Below are 18848 nucleotides of genomic sequence, written 5' to 3' on the forward strand. Positions count from 1 at the left end.
GAGTGCCCTCCGCCGGCAGGGTGATGTTGGCCACGGCAGCCCCGACCGGGCACGTCCGGTTATCCATCCCGCGGGATCTTCGGCAGAATCGGCGGTATGGACCTTGGAGCATCGCACCCGCTGGTCGACGGACGCACGTCCGGATCGGCCCTCATCTCCGCCTACCGGGGCGGGGCTCCGCATCGGCGCCCCGTCTGGTTCATGCGCCAGGCCGGACGGTCGTTGCCGGAGTACCGTTCCCTGCGGGAGGGCACCAACATGCTCGAGTCCTGCCTCGACCCCGAGATGGCGTCGGAGATCACGCTCCAGCCCGTGCGACGGCACGACGTGGATGCCGGGATCTTCTTCTCCGACATCGTCATCCCGCTCAAGCTGGCAGGGGTCGACGTCGACATCGTGCCCGGGGTGGGGCCGGTCCTCGGCAAGCCCATCCGTTCCGCCGCCGACGTCGCGGCGCTTCCCACGCTGACGGACGAGGCACTGGAGCCGATCCGGCATGCGGTGGCCCTCACGGTCGCCCAGCTGGGGTCCACGCCGCTGATCGGCTTCGCCGGCGCCCCGTTCACGCTGGCGGCCTACATGGTCGAGGGCCGGCCGTCCCGGGACCACCTCGGTCCGCGCACCGTGATGCACGCCGATCCGGACACCTGGCGGGCCCTGACCGAGTGGGCGGCGGACGCCTCGGGGATGTTCCTGCGCGCCCAGCTGGACGCAGGCGCCAGTGCCGCCCAGCTGTTCGACTCGTGGGCCGGGTCCCTCGGCCTTGCGGACTACCGCCGGCATGTGGCGCCGGCCTCCCGCCGGGCCCTGGACCACGTGCGGGGCCTCGGCGCGCCGCTGATCCACTTCGGCACCGGCACCTCCGAGCTGCTCGTGGCGATGCACGAGGTCGGGGTCGACGTCATCGGCGTCGACTACCGGCTGCCCCTCGACGAGGCGAACCGCCGCCTCGGCGGGACCGTGCCCCTCCAGGGCAACATCGATCCGGCCCTCCTGCCCGCCCCCTGGCCCGTCCTCGAGCAGCACGTCCGCGACGTCCTCGCGGCCGGCGCGTCGGCGCCCGGGCACGTGGTGAACCTCGGGCACGGCGTCCCGCCGGAGACGGACCCCGACGTCCTGACACGCGTGGTGGACCTGATCCATTCCGTGGAGCCATAGCGGTGGCGAGGGCGGCGGGACAGGGCGGGGTCGCCGCGGAGGAGACGCCCGCCCCGTCCGGGCGCACCCGCCCGCGGACGGTCGTCGTGGTCGGCGGCGGCATGGCCGGCCTCGTCGCGGCGCGGACGCTCCTGCAGCGGGGGCTGCGCGTGGTGGTCCTCGAGCGGTCGGACCGGTTCGGCGGCACGGTGGACAGCCGTACCCTCGGCGGGTTCCGGCTCGACAGCGGCGCCGAATCGTTCTCCACCCGGTCCGCCACGGTGCCCGCGCTCGCCGGCGAGCTCGGGCTGGGTGACCGGATCGTCGCCCCCGATGCCACGGGAGCCTGGGTGCAACTGCCCGGAGCGGACCTGCGTGCGGCCGCGCAGCCGCTGCCGAACTCCGGCATCCTCGGTATCCCCGCGGACCCCTCCGATCCCGCGATCAGCGCGATCCTCGGCCGTGCGGGTTCCCTCCGCGCGGCCCTGGACAGGGTGCTGCCGGTCGGTCCCCTCGCGACACGCCCTCGGGTCAGCCTCGGCGAACTCGTCCGGAGCAGGATGGGGGAGGACGTCCTCACCCGCCTGGTGGCGCCCGTCGCGGGTGGGGTGTTCTCCGCCGACCCCGACGACCTCGACGTCGACTCCGTGGCGCCGGGGCTGCGTTCGACCATGGGCCGCCTGGGTTCCCTCGGTGCCGCGGCCGGCGCCCTGCGCCAGGCCGCTCCCGCGGGTGCCGCCGTGGGCGGCCTCGTCGGCGGCATCGCCCAGCTCCGCGACGCCCTCGTCCGCCGGCTCCGGGAGGACGGCGCGGACCTGCGGACCAACGAGCACGTCGGGGGTCTCGCCCGCTCGGGTGACGGGTGGACGGTGACGACGGAACACTCGGGCCTCACGCGCCGACTGCCCGCCGACGCCGTACTCGTGGCCACCGAAGGCAGGGGAGCGGTCGATCTCCTCGCCCCGGCGCTGCCCGCCCTCGCGGAGGAGCGGCCCGACCCCGTGCCCGGCGTCGCCCTCGTCACCCTGATCGTCGACGTGCCGGAACTCGACGCCCGGCCCCGGGGCACCGGGGTGCTCGTCGCGCGCGGGGTCGCCGGCGTCACGGCGAAGGCGCTCACCCATGCCACGGCCAAGTGGGCGTGGCTCCGGGACGAGGCCGGGCCCGGCTCCCACGTCATCCGGCTGTCCTTCGGCCGCGCCGGGGACGAGCCCACCGCCGTCGGGCTCGCGACTCCCGACGACGACCTCTTCCGCCACGCCCTCGCCGACGCCTCGACGCTGCTCGGCGTGCCCATCGGGGAGGCCGACGTGCTCGACTGGGACGTGGTGCGCTGGGCCGGCGCCCTGCCCCACGCCTCCGTGGGGCACCGGGATCGCGTCGCGCGCATCCGGGCCCTCGTCGCGGAGCAGTCCGCGTCCCTCGCCGTGACCGGCGGCTGGCTCGCCGGGACGGGGCTCGTCGCCGTGATCGACGACGCCCGCGCCCGTGCCGACGCGCTCGCGGACGCCCTCGCGGGGAGCGACCGGACACACCCGATGTGAGCTTCATCTCTTCTACTTCCCGTAGAAGAAACTGATTTCGGTTCACCTGCGGGCAGGGGCAGACTAGTACCATGACTGAGCCCTCCGGTAGCACTCCCGCCCACGCTCCCCAGCCGACCACCGAGGGCGCCGACGCCCCGGAGGAGCTGTTCTACACCCTCTGGACCGTCTTCAAGCGCGGAACCGCGGCCACGGCCCCGGGCGCGCAGCCCCTGGCGGAGGCCCTCTCCGCCCTCGAGCGGGACGGCGTCGTGCTCCGCGGGTTCTACGACGTCTCGGGCATGCGCGCGGACGCGGACGTGATGGTCTGGCTGCACGGACCCCGCCCGGAGGACCTCCAGGCCGCCGTCCGCACGCTGCGCCGCACCGACGCCCTGGCCGCGACCACCGTCGCGTGGTCGGCGATGGGCGTCCACCGCGACGCCGAGTTCTCCAAGTCCCACAGCCCGGCGTTCTCCCGCGGGGTCGCACCGGCCGAATGGGTCTGCGTGTACCCGTTCGTGCGTTCCTACGAGTGGTACATCCTGCCGACGGACGAGCGCCGGCAGATGCTCATGGACCACGGACTGAAGGGGCGGAAGTACCCGCAGGTGATCTCCAACACGGTGTCATCCTTCGCACTCAACGACTACGAATGGATCCTGGCACTCGAAGCTCCCGAGCTCGTGGACCTCGTGGACCTCATGCGGTACCTCCGGGAGACCGAAGCGCGGCGCCACGTCCGCGAAGAAGTGCCGTTCTACACCGGCCGGCGGATCAGCCACGACGAGATTGCAGAGGTGCTCCAGTGACGACACAGGCATTCAACCCCCTCGACGGGGTCGACGGGAACGGGCGGATGGCCCCGAAGGCCTACGACGCCGTCGTGCTCGCCTCCTTCGGCGGACCGGAGGGCCAGGACGACGTCATCCCCTTCCTGCGGAACGTGACCCGCGGCCGCGGCATCCCCGACGAGCGTCTCGAGGAGGTCTCGCACCACTACCGCGCGTTCGGCGGCGTGAGCCCCATCAACAGCCAGAACCGTGCCCTCCGGGCCGCCATGGAGGCCGAGCTCCGCCGTCGCGGTATCGACCTGCCGGTCTTCTGGGGCAACCGCAACTGGGAGCCCTTCATCGCCGACACCCTGCAGGAGGCCTACGACGCCGGGCACCGCAGGGTGCTCGCCGTGACCACGAGCGCCTACTCCTGCTACTCGAGCTGCCGCCAGTACCGCGAGGACCTCGGCATGGCGCTCGTGAAGACCGGGCTGGAGGGCCGGCTCGAAGTGGACAAGGTCCGCCAGTACTTCGACCATCCGGGCTTCGTGGAGCCGTTCGTGGAGGGTGTGACCGAGGGCCTGGCCAAGGTCCGCGCCGGGCTGGCCGGGCAGGGCACTCCGGACGCGCCCGTCCACATCATGTTCTCCACCCACTCCATCCCCATGGGTGATGCCGAGGCCGCCGGACCCCGCCGCGGCGACGGCGGGCCGGCCTACGAGGAGGGGGCCTACGTGGCGCAGCACCTCGCGACCGCGCAGGCCGTCCTGGACCGCATCTCCGAGGCCGCCGGCGTCGAGTGGTCCCTCGTCTACCAGTCCCGGTCGGGAGCCCCGCACATCCCGTGGCTCGAGCCGGACATCAGCGACGCCCTCCGTGACCGCCACGAGGCCGGCACGCGCGGCGTCGTGATCGTGCCCCTCGGCTTCGTCTCCGACCACATGGAGGTCGCCTGGGACCTCGACACCGAGGCGCTGGAGACCTGCGGCGAGCTGGGGATCGTCGCCGACCGCGTGCCCACGCCGGGCACCCACCGGAAGTTCGTCGAGGGGCTCGTGGACCTCATCCTCGAGCGCACCGTCGACCACAACATCGCCGACCGGCCGTCCACGACGGCGCTCGGCCCCTGGTTCGACGTGTGCCGCCCGAACTGCTGCGCGAACCGCCGCGGGGAGAAGCCGACCGTCGCCGCGGTCGACTCGACCGTGGGCACTCCGCTGCCCAACCCCGGTACGGAATGAGCGCAGGCATCAGGGTCGGTACGCGGGGCAGCGCCCTGGCGATGACGCAGACGACGACGGTGGCGGAGCGCGTCTCCGAACTCGCCCGCCTGCCGTACGAGCTCGTGCGGGTCCGCACCGAGGGGGACGTCCTCAAGGGCTCGCTCTCGCAGATCGGCGGCACCGGCGTGTTCGTCGCCGCCCTCCGCGACGCCCTCCTCGAGGAGCGGTGCGACGTGGCGGTGCATTCGCTCAAGGACCTCCCCACCCTGCCCGCCCCCGGGCTGGTCGTGGCGTCCGTGCCGGAGCGGGAGGACGTCCGCGACGCCCTCTGTGCCCGGGACGGCCTCACCCTGGCGACACTGCCTGACGGCGCACGCGTGGGGACGGGGTCCCCGCGGCGTGCTGCCCAGCTTCGCTCCGCGCGCCCCGGGATCGAGGTCGTGGACATCCGCGGCAACGTGGACACCCGGCTCGGCCGCGTCGCCGGGCTCGTCCCCGGAGCGCCCGGCGACCTCGACGCCGTCGTCCTCGCCGCGGCGGGACTGCGGCGGCTCGGGCGCGAGGCCGCGATCACCGAGCTGATCGACCCCGACGTCATGCTGCCCGCCGCGGGCCAGGGCGCCCTCGCGATCGAGTGCCGTGAGAGCGAGGCGACCCCCGGGGTGCGGGACGCGCTGGCCGCCTACGACCATCTGCCCACACGGCTCGCGGTGACGGCCGAGCGTGCCGTCCTCCTGCAGCTCGAAGCGGGCTGCGCGGCGCCCATCGGCGCGCTGGCCCGGCTGCAGGGGGACACCCTCGCCCTCGAAGCCGTGGTGTGCAGCACGGACGGCCGGTCGATGATCCGCCTGACCCGGGCGGCGCCCGCCACCGACGCGGTCGCCGCCGCGCAGCTCGGTCTCGAACTCGCCGAGGAGCTGCTCGCGGCGGGCGCGGCCGACGTCGCGCCCCTGAACGGCTAGGCACGCGTGGGAAGCCGTGCGGGGGGCCGGCCCGTGGTCGTGCTCCGGCACCCGGCCCGGACGGTCCGGATCGCCGACGCCCTCCGTGCCGGCGGCATGACACCCTACGCGCTGCCGCTCACGGACACGGAGCTGCCGACCGACACCGACGCCGTCGCCCGCGCGCTGGCGGCCCTCGGGCAGGGCGCGTACGGGTGGCTGGTCGTCACCAGTGCCAACGCCGTCCAGGCCCTCGCCCTGCTCCCGGGCGCGGACGGTGCACCGCTCGCCGCCCTCGTGCGGCGCGGGGGAGCGCGCGTGGCCGCGGTGGGCACCGCGACCGCGCGGGCGCTCGCCGAGGCCGGCGTCGCCGTCGACCTCATGCCCGGGGAGGCGTCCTCGGCCGGCCTCCTGACGGCGTTCCCGTCCGGCGCCGGCGCGGTGCTCCTGCCCCAGGCGGACCTCGCGCCGGACGACCTCCGGGCCGGGCTCGCGGCGGCGGGCCGGACCGTCCACCGCGTCGAGGCCTACCGCACGGTGGCCTACCCGGCGTCCCCGACGCGGCGCGTCCCCGGGATCGAGGAGGACGGTCCGAGGCCGCCCGTGCTGTCCCTCGACGACCTCCTGGATCTCGCCTCCGGCGGTGTCCGGCCCGCCGTCGTCTTCACCGCCCCGAGCACCGTCCGCCAGTTCCGTGACAGGCTGGACGCCGGTCCGTTGTCCTTCCGGTCCGTCGCCATCGGCCGTACCACGGCCGGCGCGCTCCGGTCCGAAGGCTGGGCGCCGGCAGCCACGGCCGCCGAACCCACCCCGCAGGGGATCGCCCGGGCGGCAGCGGATGCCCTCGCCCAGGACGACGCCTCCCTCCTGCACGTCGCACCATCGAACGGAGATCAGCCATGAGTTTCCCCCAGCACCGGCCCCGGAGGCTGCGCTCGACCCCCGCCCTGCGGCGCATGGTGGCCGAGTACCGCGTCCATCCCTCCGAGCTGATCCTGCCGGCGTTCATCCGGGAGGGTCTGCGCGAGCCCTCGCCCATCCTCTCCATGCCCGGCGTCGTGCAGCACACCACGGAGTCCCTGAAGCGGGCGGCCGCCGAGGCCGTCGAGCGCGGCGTGGGCGGCATCATGCTGTTCGGCATTCCCGAGCACCGCGACGCGACGGGCAGCGCGGGTCTCGATCCGGACGGCGTCCTCAACCGCGCGATCGCGGACGTCCGCTCCGAGGTGGGCGACTCCCTGGTCGTCATGAGCGACGTCTGCCTGGACGAGTTCACCGACCACGGGCACTGCGGCGTCCTCGCCGGCGACGGCACAGTGGACAACGACGCGACGCTCGCGCTGTACGCCCAGATGGCCGTGGAGCAGGCCCGGGCCGGCGCGCACGTGCTCGGACCCTCCGGCATGATGGACGGCCAGGTCGCCGTCATCCGCCAGGCGCTGGACGAGGCCGGGCACCAGGACACCGTGGTGCTCGCCTACGCCGCCAAGTACGCCTCCGCGTTCTACGGGCCCTTCCGCGAGGCGGTCGACTCCCAGCTCGTCGGCGACCGCAGGACCTACCAGATGGATGCGTCGAACCGCCGCGAAGCGATCCTCGAGGTCGAGCTCGACATCGAGGAGGGCGCCGACATGGTGATGGTCAAGCCGGCCATGAGCTACCTGGACGTCCTCGCCGACGTCGCCGCCATGTCGCCGGTCCCCGTCGCGGCGTACCAGATCTCGGGGGAGTACGCGATGATCGAGGCGGCGGCCGCCAACGGCTGGATCGACCGCCGCCGCGCCATCGAGGAATCCGTCCTCGGGATCAAGCGCGCCGGGGCGCAGATGATCCTGACCTACTGGGCCTCGGAGCTCGCGCTCTGGCTCGACGAGCCCGCCCACTGAACTCCCACAGCGAAGGAACCGCACCGATGACCACCGCAGCGACACCAGCGAGCACATCCGACGACCTCTACGAGCGCGCCCGCGCGCTCATGCCCGGAGGGGTGAACTCACCCGTCCGTGCCTTCGGCTCGGTCGGCGGGACCCCGCGCTTCCTCGTGGACGCGCACGGCGCCTACGTCACCGACGCCGACGGCAAGCAGTACGTGGACCTCGTCTGCTCCTGGGGCCCGGCCCTGCTCGGCCACTCGCATCCCGACGTCATCGCGGCCGTGCACCGCGCCGTCGACCACGGCCTCACCTTCGGCGCCTCGACGCCCGCCGAGGCCGACCTCGCGCAGCTCGTCCGGGAGCGCGTGCCCGCCGTGGAACTGCTGCGCATGGTGTCCACCGGGACCGAGGCGACCATGACCGCCGTCCGGCTCGCCCGCGGCTTCACCTCGCGGAACCTGATCGTCAAGTTCGCAGGCTGCTACCACGGGCACGTGGACAGCCTCCTCGCGGCCGCCGGATCCGGTGTCGCCACCCTGGCGCTGCCGGGCTCGGCCGGCGTCACGGAGGCGACGACGGCGGAGACGCTCGTGCTGCCGTACAACGACGTCGAGGCCGTCGAGGAGGCCTTCCGCACGCACGGCGAACACATCGCCGCCGTCATCACGGAAGCCGCTCCCGCGAACATGGGCGTCGTGGCCCCGGCACCGGGCTTCAACGCCTTCCTCAGCCGCATCACGTCCGAGCACGGCGCGCTGTTCATCGTCGACGAGGTCATGACCGGGTTCCGCACCCACCCGGGCGGCTACTGGAAGCTCACGGGCGGTGCCGACGACGCCGAGCACCCGTGGACGCCGGACCTGCTGACCTTCGGGAAGGTCATCGGCGGCGGCATCCCGGCCGCGGCGCTCGGGGGTCGCGCCGAGGTGATGAACTATCTCGCGCCGATCGGTCCGGTCTACCAGGCGGGCACGCTGTCGGGGAACCCCATCGCCATGGCGGCGGGCGTCGCGACCCTCACGGCGGCGACGGACGATGTCTACCGGCACGTCGACGCGCGCTCGCTCGAGGTCAGTGAGGCCCTCACGGCGGAGCTCACGAAGGCCGGTGTGGACCACTCCATCCAGCGGGCGGGGAACCTCTTCAGCGTCGCCTTCGGCACCGCCGAGCACGGTGTCCGGAACTATGCCGACGCGACGGGCCAGGACGCGTTCCGCTACGGGCCCTTCTTCCACTCCATGCTCGACTCTGGCGTGTACCTCCCGCCGTCCGTGTACGAGGCGTGGTTCCTCTCCTCGGCGCACGACGACGCCGCGATGGAGCGCATCCACGCAGCCCTCCCGGCGGCGGCCCGGGCGGCAGCGGCGGCCGTGCCGGTCGACTAGCGCGTCCCGTCCACCTCAGGGCGCGGAGGCGACCGGCCGCAGCCGGGCGTCGTCCTGCCGCTCGTCCTGCCGCTCGGGCGGGCAGCCGACGACGGGCCAGGCCCGCTCGATGACGGCGTCGGGCTCGGTCCGGCGCAGGTACTCCTCGAAGTTCGCCGCCTGCCGGTCGGCCCACACGACGAGCGAGGCATGCAGGTCCGGGGCGGGACGGCGGAGGAACGCGAAGCGCTCGGCGAGCACCGTGCCGACCCGCAGCGTCGCGAGGACGTCCGCCGCAGAGGTGTGCGCGTTCTCGAACGGGATCGCGTAGTGCTCGCACACGGCCGTCAGGGTCCGCTTGCCGCGACGGTACCGGTCCGCCTGCTTGTCCATGAGGTACGGATCGATCACGGGCGAGGGCAGCGGGACCGGGACCGCGTGGCGGCGCCCCTCCTGCGCCAGCACCGTGAAGTCGTAGCGGGCGTTGAAGGCCAGCACCGGGACACCGTCCCCGAACAGGCGCGTCAGGACGGCGGAGATCCCATGGACGACCTCCGCGGCGGGCAGGCCGTGCGCCTGCGCGTGCGCCGTCGTGACGCCGTGGATCGCCGCGGCGCCCTCCGGGATGTCGACGCCCGGATCGGCCAGCCACTCATGGTGCTCGAGCACCTCGCCGTCCCCGTCGACGACGACGATCGTCGCGGTGACGACACGCGCGGTCAGCGGATCCCGCCCCGTCGTCTCGAGGTCGAACCCGGCCCGCGGACCCTCATGCCAGCTCGTCATGGCACCACCGTACGGGCGGGCTCCGACCAAATGGGTCAGTCGTCCCACGGACGCCGCCGGCCGGCCCGGCTCCTCCGCCCGGGCCGGCCGGGCTAGGGTGGAGCGCATGGAGCGACGAGCCGCCGGCGAGGGCCTCGGTGCGGATCAGCCCGGCCCGGGCCCCGCCGTCGTACCCGGCGCCGATCCCGACGACTACTGCGACGCCGTCCTCACCGTGGCCGCGCTCATCCCCGCCGGCAAGGTGCTGACCTACGGGGACATCGCCGAACTCCTCGACCGCGGCGGGCCCCGCCAGGTCGGCAGGGCGCTCTCCCGCAGCCTCCCGGGCGTCCCCTGGTGGCGCGTCCTGCGCGCCGGCGGCCACCCGCCGCGCGGCTTGGCCCTGCGGGCCCGCGCACACTACGACGCCGAGGGCACCCCGCTCTCCGTGCCGCCGGGGAGCACCCGGCCCGGCGAGTACCGCGTGGACCTGCGCTCCGCCCGCTGGTGGCCGACGGCGGAGGAACAGGCCCTCCTCGACGACGCCGGCGCGCCCCTGCGACGCGCCGGGCTGTGACGTGGGAGGCCCGTTGCGATACCGCTGTTTGTCCGTGGCGTGTGATGGTCTTGATGCATGACCAGTACCCTCCCTGACGCCCCACCGGCAGCCCCCGGCGACGGGACGGTCGCCACGACTCCCGCGGAGGGCTACGACGCCGTGCTGCGGTCGCTCGCGGACGTCACCGGCCAGGTGCTGGTCCTCGGAGCCCCGGGCAGCGGCAAGTCCTCCCTGCTCACCGACCTCGCCGTCGCGCGGATCGGTGCGGGTGCCGTGGCGCCGGAGGGACTGCTCCTCCTCGGACCCACCCGGGCGGCCTCGACGCGCCTCCGGGACGAGCTGACCGCCAAGCTGGACCGCAGCATCAGCACGGCTCCCGCGCGCACGTGGGCGTCCTACGCCTTCGACCTCATCCGGCGGGCCCGGTCCGAGGGGCGCACCCCCGCCATCACCCGTGCGCCGAGGCTGCTCTCCGGCGCCGAGCAGGACCTCATCATCAAGGAGCTCCTCTCCGGACACGGGCGCGACGGCGCGCCGGCGCTGGACTGGCCGGCCGGCCTCGCCCTCGCCCTGCCGACGCGCGGGTTCCGGCAGGAGATCCGTGACCTCTTCGACCGCGTGAGCGAGTACGGGGTGTCCGCGGAGGAGCTCTCGGCCTGGGGTGAGCGGTTCGACCGCCCGGACTGGGTCGCGGCGGCCGCGCTCTACCGCGAGTACCGCGACGTCCTGGACCTCCGCATGCCCGAGGCCTTCGACCCGGCCGGGATCCTCACCGCCGCCCGCGAGATCCTCGAGACGGACCGGGACTTCCTCGACCGGGAGCGGGCGCGCCTGCAGCTGATCCTCGTCGACGACTACCAGGAGGCGAACCCCGCGGTGCACGCCCTGCTGGGGCTCATCGCGGCAGGCAACGACGTCGTGATCACCTCCTGCCCCGACACGGTGGCGCAGGGGTTCCGCGGCGCGCGCCCCGAGCTCACCGGACGCCTGTCCACCCTCTTCCGCCGCGGCGGCCTGACCACGGTGACCCTGCCCGGATCGCTGACCCTGCGGGGCCCGCTCGCCGGGGCCTGGGGCAACGTCGCCGCCCGCATCGCGACCCCCGGCATCAGCACCGCCTACCGGCAGGTGGAGGGTCCTCCCGCCTCCGGTGCGCGGGACGCCCGGCCGACAGGCTCCCCGGAGGACGGCTCGGAGGACGGCGCGCCGGCGGACGGGCCGGCCCTGTCCGCCCACGTCCTCGACAGCGCGTTCCACGAACAGCGGTTCATCACCCAGCGCGTGCTCGAGGCGCACCTGTTCGGGGAGCGCAGCCTCGACGACATCGCCGTGATCGTCCGCAACGGGGCGCAGGTGTCCGCGGTGCAGCGGTTCCTCACGGCGCAGGGCATCGCGGTGAATGTCCCGGCCGCGGAGACCGCCATCCGGGAGGAACCGGCCGTGCGGCCCCTGCTCGACCTCTTCGCCGTCGTCGTGGGCCGCGCCGAGCTCGACACGGAGTTGTGCATCTCCCTGCTCACGTCGCGGATCGGCGGCGCCGGGAGCCTGGACCTGCGGCGCCTGCGCCAGATCCTGCGCCGGACCGAGCTGCAGGAGGGCGGGGGGCGCACGAGCGACGAGCTCATCGCCGCCCTGTTCTCCGCCCCCGAGCAGATCGCCGCCCTACCGTCCGAGGGCGCGCCGGTCCGGCGTCTGGCCCGCATGCTGGAGGCGGGACGGTCAGCCGCCGCCGACCCGGCACGCGATCCCGAGACCGTCCTGTGGGCGCTCTGGTCCGCATCCGGGCTCGCGCAGCAGTGGTCGGCCGCCGCCCTGTCCGAAGGGCCGTCCTCGAGCCGCGCCGATCGCGACCTGGACGCCATGATGGCCCTGTTCCACACCGCGGAGCGCTTCGTGGAGCAGATGCCCGGTGCGGACCCGGAACTGTTCCTGGACTACGTCCTCAGCCAGGACATCCCCATGGACACGCTGACGACGCGCACCGCACGCCAGGCGTCCGTGTCGGTGCTCACGCCCGCGAGCGCCGCCGGCCGGCACTGGCCCTTCGTGATCGTGGCGGGCGTGCAGGACGGCGTGTGGCCGAACCTCCGGCTGCGCGGTGAACTGCTCGGCTCCGGCGAGCTGCGGGCCCTGCTCGACTACGGGGAATCGTTCCGCAGCAACCGCGACCCGGTGTCCCTGCTGCAGGACATCCGCTTCGACGAGCTGCGGACATTCTCGCTCGCCGTTTCCCGGGCGACCCATGAGCTGGTGGTCTGCGCCGTCGCCTCCCAGGACGAGCAGCCCTCCCCGTTCCTCGACGTGCTCGACCCCCTGCCGCCCGGGACCCCGGTGCGGCCGCGGACCGAGGTCCTGCGCCCCGTCACCCTCCGCGCGCTCGTCGCCGAGCTGCGGAAGTTCGCGCAGGACCCGCAGGCCGGCCCTGCCCTGTCCCGGGAGGCGGCGCAGCACCTCGGACGGATGGCGGTGCTGGAGCCGCCCGTACCGGGCGCCCATCCCGCCCAGTGGTGGGGTGTGCTCGGCATGACCAGCGAGGACCCGGTGGTACCCGCGGAACAGCCGATCCCCGTCTCGCCCTCCAAGGTCGAGTCGGTGCTCTCCTCACCGCTGAGCTGGTTCGTCTCCGCGGCCGGCGGGGAGCGGACCACCGATTTCGCCCGGTCCCTCGGCACACTCGTCCACCAGATCGCCCAGGACCTGCCGGAAGCCACGGGCAACGAGTACGTGCGGGAGCTCGAACGGCGCTGGCCGCAGCTCGGGATCAAGGACACCTGGGAAGGGCGGTCCGACTTCCGGCGCGCCGAGACCATGGTGCGGAAGCTCGCCGCCTACGTGCTTTCCATGCGGAAGGACGGACGGAGCCTGCTGGCCACGGAGGTGGACTTCGCGGTGGACCTCGAGGTCCACCTCGCGGACGCCGAGCGGCTCGTGCGGCTCCGCGGGCAGATCGACCGCCTGGAGCTCGATGCCGAGGGCCGCTTCGTCGTCGTGGACCTGAAGACGGGCAAGAGCACGCCGGCGGGAGCGGACATCCCGCGTCACCCCCAACTCGCCGCCTACCAGACGGCCCTCGCCGCGGGCGCGCAGCTCGGCGGCCAGGAGGAAGGCACCGTGGAGGCCGGCCTCACCGCGCCCGGGGGAGCGGCGCTGGTCCAGCTCGGTACGAAGGCCAAGGGGGTCGCGGTGCAGGTGCAGCCGCCGGTGGGTCCGGAGGACACCTGGGCGAGGACGATGATCGAGGACGCCGCCGCGCTGATGTCCGCGGCCACGTTCGACACCATCCACGACCCCCGCCGGTCGGGTTTCGGCGGCAGCGGGTGCCGCCTGCCCGAGGTGTGCCCCCTGTGCGAAGAAGGAAAGCAGGTGACGCAGTAGTGGCCCCTGCACAGCCGGCAGCACGGTACTCGGCCCGGCGGCTGGCCGAGCTGCTGCACACGGACCCGGACGCCCCCGTCCAGTACCCGACCGACGACCAGGCACGCGTCATCGAGGCCCCCCTCGAGCCGCTGCTCGTCATCGCCGGCGCGGGCTCCGGGAAGACCAAGACCATGGCGGACCGCGTCGTCTGGCTCGTGGCCAACGACCTCGTGCGCCCCGAGCAGGTCCTCGGCGTCACCTTCACCCGCAAGGCCGCCGGGGAACTCGCGTCGAGGGTCCGGCAGCGGCTGGTCCAGCTCTATGCCGCGCTCGCGCAGGACGCCCCCGCGTCCTCCGGCGGGGACGCACTCGACCGGCTCGATCCGGCCATCTCGACCTACCACTCCTTCGCGAACGGGATCGTCCAGGACTACGGGCTGCGGATCGGTGTGGAGCGTGACTCGGTGATGCTCGGTACCGCGCAGTCGTGGCAGCTCGCGCACGCCGTCGTCGAGGCCTACGACGGCGACTGGGAACACTTCACGGCCGCCAAGAGCACGCTCGTGAAGGCGGTGCTCGACATGGCGGGGGAGTGCGCCGAACACCTGGTCAGCCCGGCGACGGTCCGGAACGAGCTCCGCCGCCACATCGAGCACGTGGCAGCCCGGTCCTACGTCGCGGGATCGAGCAGGGCCGCGACGCAGAAGGTCCAGGACCTGCTGGACAAGCTGCGCACCCGCGTCACCGTCACCGAGCTCGCCGAGGACTACGCCGCCGCGAAGCTCGCGCGCCGGCAGCTCGACTTCGGCGACCTCGTCTCCCTCGCGGCGCGGATCGCCCGTGACATCCCGGAGGCCGGCGCGATGGAGCGCGAGAAGTACCGGGTGGTGCTGCTCGACGAGTTCCAGGACACCTCGCATGCCCAGATGGTCCTGTTCTCGCGGTTGTTCGCCGACGGGCGCTCCGTGACGGCCGTCGGCGACCCCCACCAGTCCATCTACGGATTCCGGGGAGCCTCTGCAGGACAGCTCGGCACCTTCCGGACCGCGTTCCCGAGGGTGACCCCCGAGGGCCGGGCGCCGTCGGAGGTGGCACACCTGTCAGTGGCCTGGCGCAACTCGACGTCCATCCTCGAGGCCGCGAACACCGTCTCGGCTCCGCTCAACGTGCCCGCACCCTGGCTCCGGAACACCGTGGTCCAGCAGGTCCCCGGCCTCGTGGCACGGCCGGGAGCGCCGCTCGGGGAGGTCCTGCTCGGTCGGTTCCTCACGGATGCGCCCGCGGCCGGCTCCGACGTCGGCCCCAGGGCCGTCGATGGCCCCGGTGGGCCCGCCGGTGAGGTCCCGGACGTCTCCGGGGCATCCGGCCGGCCTGCGCCGTCCGCCCCGGCACCCAGCGAGGCCGAGGCCGTGGCCCGTGAGGTCCTGAGGCAGCGCCGGCGCAGCTTCGAGGTCGACGACGACGGGTCGCCGCTCCGCCCCACGATGGCGGTGCTGTGCCGCGGCCGCAAACAATTCGAGCCGATCCGGCGCGAGCTGGAGCGCGCCGGCATCCCCGTGCAGGTCGTCGGTCTCGGCGGACTGCTGCGCACCCCCGAGATCGTCGACCTGCTCGCCACCCTGAGGGTCCTCGGCGACCCGGACCGCTCGGACTCGATGCTGCGGCTGCTGTCCGGCGCGCGGTGGCGGCTCGGCCCTGCGGACCTGATGGCACTCGGGGACTGGTCCCGGCAGCTCGCCCGGACGCGCGAGGCCATGTTCCGCCGCGGCAGCCGGTCCTCCGCTGGTCCCGGTGGTCCCGATGGTGGCCCGGACGGCGATCCCGACGGTGGGCTCGATCGCGAGCAGGCCCGGGACGCCGTCGTGGCCCCCGACCTGGCCGAGGCGGGGAGCCTGGTCGAGGCCGTCGACTACCTCCCGCCACCGGACTGGGTGTCGTCGGCCGGGAGGACCCTGAGCGGTGCTGCCCGGCAGCGGCTCGATCTGCTGCGTCATGAACTGCGCGGACTCCGGAGCTTCGTGGGCGACGACCTGGGCAGCATGATCGGCGAGGTCGAGCGCACCATCCTGCTGGACATCGAGGTGGCCGCGAAGCCGGGTGTGAGCATCCATGAGGCGCGCCGCAACCTCGACGCCTTCACCGAGGCCGTCGCCGGCTTCGTGTCCACCGCGGAGCGCGTCGACCTCCCGGCGTTCCTCGCCTGGCTCGAGGCCGCGGACCAGGAGGAGGACGGGCTGCCGGTGACACAGCTCGAAGCCAGTCGTGACGCGGTCCAGCTCCTGACCGTGCACGCGTCGAAGGGCCTGGAATGGGACGTCGTCTTCGTGCCGGGCCTCAACGACGGCTCGTTCCCGAGCGGCAAGGACTCGCGCTGGAGCAGCGGCGACTCCGCCATCCCCTGGCCGCTGCGCGGCGACGCGCCCGAACTGCCGCAGTGGGACTGGGAGCAGCAGGACCAGAAGGAGTGGCTGGCCAGCGAGAAGGAGTTCACCGACGAGGCGCGCGCCCACGCGGAACGCGAGGAACGGCGGCTCGCCTACGTGGCCTTCACCCGCGCGAAGCACGCCCTCGTGTGCACGTCCTCGGCGTGGGGTGGCGGGCGGTCCAAACCCTCGGCGCCGTCGTCCTACCTGACGGACCTCGTGGCGCTGGCCGAAGCCGGGGCGGCCGGCGTCGTCCTGCCGCACTGGCTCCCCGTGGGGGAGGAGGGTGATGCGAATCCCGCGAACGCGAGCCCGGAACGGGCGCGGTGGCCGTTCGACCCGCTCGGCGTGCGGCGGCCGTCCATGGAGCGCGCGGCGCAGGCGGTCCTCGAGCAGGCCGCCGACCCGACCCCCGAGACCGGGCCGGAGGGCCGCTGGAGCAGGGAGGTCCGGCTCGCCCTCGCGCGGCAGGCCCGGGAGCGCGAACGCCTGCCCCTGGCCCTGCCGTCGCACATCTCCGCGTCGACCCTGGTCGAACTGCGCGAGGACCCCGCCGCGGTCATGCAGCAACTGCGGCGGCCGCTTCCACGGCGGCCGGGGTCGGCCGCCCGCAAGGGTACCGCGTTCCATGCCTGGATCGAGGAGTTCTACGGGGCCGGCGGGATGCTCGATCTCGGCGAGTACCCCGGCGGCGCGGACGCGCACGTCGACGAGACCCTGGGACTGACGGACATGGCCGCGATCTTCGAGCGGTCCGAGTGGGCCCTCCGGGAGCCCGCGGCGATCGAGGCGCCCATCGAGACGAAGATCGGCGGCATCGTGGTGCGGGGCCGGGTCGACGCCGTGTTCCGTGACGCCGACGGCGGCTGGGACCTGATCGACTGGAAGACGGGGCGGCCCCCGGCGCCTGACCGGCGCGCCGCCAAGGCGGTGCAGCTCGCGGTCTACCGGCTCGCGTGGTCACGGCTGAAGGAGGTGCCCCTCGAGACGGTGCGCGCCGCGTTCTTCTACGTCGCCGACAATCTGGTGGTCCGGCCCCACGATCTCGCCGACGCCGCCGACCTCGAGAGAATCATCCGGGCGGCCGACACCTCACGCCTGTGAGCGCCGGACCGGGCACCTGCGGGCGGACCGTCGACCGCGTCCGTCGGACCGGTGCTCGCGCGCGTGCTCGCGTGCGGTCCTCGGGGGCGACGGCCGGGCAGTCCGGAAGGTTCAGCGGCGCAGCTGCACGATCGGCAGGGCGGTCGTGGCGACGTCGTCAGGCGACCCTGCAGCGGGTTCCGAGTCGTTCAGCACCGTGACCTTCGACGAGGTCGTCGCAGGCCGCTGACGCGCCGCCACGAGGCGCGCATGCGCCAACGAGGACCCCGAGGGGGTGTCGTGGTCCTGGTGCCGGTCGTCGTCGGACTGCGTCGGGCGGCGGTGCGCCCGGTTCGCCGGGGCCTTCGGGTCGAAGACATGGCTGCCGGTCCGCTCCGGCGCCTGGGCGCCGTCCGCGGCATGCTCCGACGGACCGTCGTGACGGGAGGCCTCCGGACGGGAGGGGTCCCGGCCGTCGGTGGCCTGGTCGTCGGCGGCGCGCTCGTGCGCCGCGCTCTCCCCGGCCGCGGACCGGTCCGTCCCGGAACGGCCGGCCTCGGTGTGCCCGATCTCGCTGCTCGCGGGGCCGGGGGTGTCACCGGCCGGGCTGTGCGCTGCATCTCCGGGGCTGGACCCGTCGGCAGGTGCATCCCCGCCGCCGGAGGACCCGGACGGACCGTCCGCGTCCGTGCCGAGGTCGTCACCCCATTCGAGGCGCTGCTCGTGCTCGTGCCGGGCCCGTTCCGCTGCCTCGTGCTGTTCGCGTTCGATCGACTCGACGTCGGCTTCGAGCGTGGCGAGCATGTCCTCCGCCTCGTCGATCATGACGGGGTCCTCGAGGGCGACCCCCCGGACCAGCCACTGCGCCAGGGCGAACTCCGCGGCGAGCGCGGCGCGTCGGGACAGATGGGGATCGATGGCGGAGGCCCTGGCGGCCGCGTAGGCCTCGTACACCGCGTCGACGAAGCTGGTGTCCTCCGCCGCGGCCAGCCAGGCGAAGTCCTCGGCGGGATCGCCGACGCACAGGTCGGTCCAGCCGGTCACCGCCGAGACCCGTCCGGCGGCGATGAGGAGGTGGTCCTCGTGGAGGTCCCCGTGGACCACCGTCGGGCTGAACCGCCAGAGGGCGACGTCCTCGAGCGCATGCTCCCAGCGGCGCAGCAGGATGGACGGGATCTTCCCGGTGGTCGCAGCCTGGTCCAGTTCGTTCAGCTTGCGCTGGCGATACTCGTCGGCCTCGTAGCCGGGCAGGTCCGCCCGTTGCACCATCTCCGGGGGCAGCGCGTGGATGGCGGCGATCACGCGGCCGAGCTCCTGCGCCATCGTGCGTCCGCCGGCGGTGAGGGCGTCGAGCGGGCGGGTGGTACCGGCCAGGTGCGAATACACGAACGTGCTCAGCTCGCCCTGGCGGACGCTGCCGGCCATGTGCGGGATGAGGAACGGCAACTCCGCCTTAACAGCGGGCGTGAAGGCACGCAGGGCCTGCAGTTCGGTCTCGAGGCGCATGCTCGCCTCCGCGTGCCGGGGCGAGCGGACCCTCCACTGCTTCCCCGCATCGTCGACGAGCAGGGCGGAGTCGAAGTCCGCGGCGTCGTCGGGGGCGCCGGCGACGCCGGTCGGAGCGAGGCCAGGTACTGCGGCGCTGGCGATGGCTGCAAGTTCCATGGGTGTCCGTTTCACAAGATCAACCGTAGGGCGTTCCCGCGCCGCCCGCTTGCAGCAACGCGGCGAGTCGCCGGATGCACCACTGGTGTAGGGGGCCGCACCACTCCTGCACCGGGGGTCCCGAGAATGGGTTTTGGGAGTGCGAGAACGTACCGTGG

13 protein-coding genes are annotated in these 18848 nt (G+C 73.8%); 11 read left to right on the forward strand and 2 right to left on the reverse strand.

Going from position 1 to position 18848, the window contains the following annotated elements; all coding sequences use genetic code 11:
* Positions 1–96: 96 nt before the first annotated feature.
* From hemE to hemL, 8 genes are all read left to right on the forward strand, one after another.
* Complete coding sequence (gene hemE / locus ACSGDB_RS06230; RefSeq protein ID WP_434993616.1) at positions 97–1158, forward strand: uroporphyrinogen decarboxylase; 1062 nt, start codon at positions 97–99, stop codon at positions 1156–1158.
* Positions 1159–1160: 2 nt separating this feature from the next.
* Positions 1161–2681 (forward strand): protoporphyrinogen oxidase, encoded by a 1521-nt coding sequence (hemG, locus tag ACSGDB_RS06235; RefSeq protein WP_434993618.1) that lies wholly within the window; start codon positions 1161–1163, stop codon positions 2679–2681.
* Positions 2682–2752: 71 nt separating this feature from the next.
* A complete protein-coding gene (hemQ, locus tag ACSGDB_RS06240) occupies positions 2753–3472 on the forward strand; it encodes a hydrogen peroxide-dependent heme synthase (protein ID WP_434993619.1) in 720 nt (239 codons plus the stop codon).
* Between the two features lie 47 nt (positions 3473–3519).
* Positions 3520–4677: a ferrochelatase gene (locus ACSGDB_RS06245; RefSeq protein ID WP_434993731.1), complete on the forward strand. Its 1158-nt coding sequence runs from the start codon at positions 3520–3522 to the stop codon at positions 4675–4677.
* Positions 4674–5621 (forward strand): hydroxymethylbilane synthase, encoded by a 948-nt coding sequence (gene hemC / locus ACSGDB_RS06250; protein WP_434993621.1) that lies wholly within the window; start codon positions 4674–4676, stop codon positions 5619–5621. Before ACSGDB_RS06245 ends, hemC begins: the two co-directional genes overlap by 4 nt.
* A 33-nt stretch (positions 5622–5654) precedes the next feature.
* Positions 5655–6503 (forward strand): uroporphyrinogen-III synthase, encoded by an 849-nt coding sequence (locus ACSGDB_RS06255; RefSeq protein ID WP_434993622.1) that lies wholly within the window; start codon positions 5655–5657, stop codon positions 6501–6503.
* Positions 6500–7486, forward strand: a complete 987-nt coding sequence (hemB, locus tag ACSGDB_RS06260) for a porphobilinogen synthase (protein WP_434993624.1) — start codon at positions 6500–6502, stop codon at positions 7484–7486. The genes ACSGDB_RS06255 and hemB overlap by 4 nt, the downstream gene beginning before the upstream one ends.
* A 26-nt stretch (positions 7487–7512) precedes the next feature.
* Positions 7513–8859: a glutamate-1-semialdehyde 2,1-aminomutase gene (gene hemL, locus ACSGDB_RS06265; protein ID WP_434993625.1), complete on the forward strand. Its 1347-nt coding sequence runs from the start codon at positions 7513–7515 to the stop codon at positions 8857–8859.
* A 15-nt stretch (positions 8860–8874) separates the two neighbouring features.
* Here hemL and ACSGDB_RS06270 read toward each other — a convergent pair whose 3' ends face one another.
* Positions 8875–9624: a 3'-5' exonuclease gene (locus tag ACSGDB_RS06270; RefSeq protein WP_434993626.1), complete on the reverse strand. Its 750-nt coding sequence runs from the start codon at positions 9622–9624 to the stop codon at positions 8875–8877.
* A 106-nt stretch (positions 9625–9730) separates the two neighbouring features.
* Here ACSGDB_RS06270 and ACSGDB_RS06275 point away from each other — a divergent pair, with 106 nt between their 5' ends.
* From ACSGDB_RS06275 to ACSGDB_RS06285, 3 genes are read left to right on the forward strand one after another with little or no spacing between them, the layout of a single operon-like run.
* Positions 9731–10180 carry an MGMT family protein gene (locus ACSGDB_RS06275; RefSeq protein WP_434993627.1) on the forward strand — a complete coding sequence of 150 codons (450 nt, stop codon included), beginning with the start codon at positions 9731–9733 and terminating at the stop codon, positions 10178–10180.
* 57 nt (positions 10181–10237) lie between these two features.
* Positions 10238–13537, forward strand: coding sequence for an ATP-dependent helicase (locus tag ACSGDB_RS06280; protein WP_434993628.1), 3300 nt, complete (start codon positions 10238–10240; stop codon positions 13535–13537).
* Positions 13537–17046 (forward strand): ATP-dependent helicase, encoded by a 3510-nt coding sequence (locus ACSGDB_RS06285; RefSeq protein ID WP_434993629.1) that lies wholly within the window; start codon positions 13537–13539, stop codon positions 17044–17046. Before ACSGDB_RS06280 ends, ACSGDB_RS06285 begins: the two co-directional genes overlap by 1 nt.
* Positions 17047–17157: 111 nt before the next feature.
* Here ACSGDB_RS06285 and ACSGDB_RS06290 read toward each other — a convergent pair whose 3' ends face one another.
* The gene (locus ACSGDB_RS06290) at positions 17158–18690 is read right to left on the reverse strand and encodes a phosphotransferase (RefSeq protein ID WP_434993631.1); all 1533 of its coding nucleotides are present in this window, start codon (positions 18688–18690) and stop codon (positions 17158–17160) included.
* Positions 18691–18848 lie beyond the last annotated feature (158 nt).

Source organism: Arthrobacter sp. Ld5 (assembly GCF_051172775.1).
In the GTDB taxonomy this organism is placed as follows: Bacteria; Actinomycetota; Actinomycetes; order Actinomycetales; family Micrococcaceae; genus Arthrobacter_D.

Coding starts and splice junctions, on each gene's coding strand:
- hemE (WP_434993616.1), top strand. CDS start 97: ATGGACCTTGGAGCATCGCACCCGCTGGTCGACGGACGCACGTCCGGA.
- hemQ (WP_434993619.1), top strand. CDS start 2,753: ATGACTGAGCCCTCCGGTAGCACTCCCGCCCACGCTCCCCAGCCGACC.
- ACSGDB_RS06245 (WP_434993731.1), top strand. CDS start 3,520: ATGGCCCCGAAGGCCTACGACGCCGTCGTGCTCGCCTCCTTCGGCGGA.
- hemC (WP_434993621.1), top strand. CDS start 4,674: ATGAGCGCAGGCATCAGGGTCGGTACGCGGGGCAGCGCCCTGGCGATG.
- hemB (WP_434993624.1), top strand. CDS start 6,500: ATGAGTTTCCCCCAGCACCGGCCCCGGAGGCTGCGCTCGACCCCCGCC.
- hemL (WP_434993625.1), top strand. CDS start 7,513: ATGACCACCGCAGCGACACCAGCGAGCACATCCGACGACCTCTACGAG.
- ACSGDB_RS06270 (WP_434993626.1), bottom strand. CDS start 9,624: ATGACGAGCTGGCATGAGGGTCCGCGGGCCGGGTTCGACCTCGAGACG.
- ACSGDB_RS06275 (WP_434993627.1), top strand. CDS start 9,731: ATGGAGCGACGAGCCGCCGGCGAGGGCCTCGGTGCGGATCAGCCCGGC.
- ACSGDB_RS06280 (WP_434993628.1), top strand. CDS start 10,238: ATGACCAGTACCCTCCCTGACGCCCCACCGGCAGCCCCCGGCGACGGG.
- ACSGDB_RS06290 (WP_434993631.1), bottom strand. CDS start 18,690: ATGGAACTTGCAGCCATCGCCAGCGCCGCAGTACCTGGCCTCGCTCCG.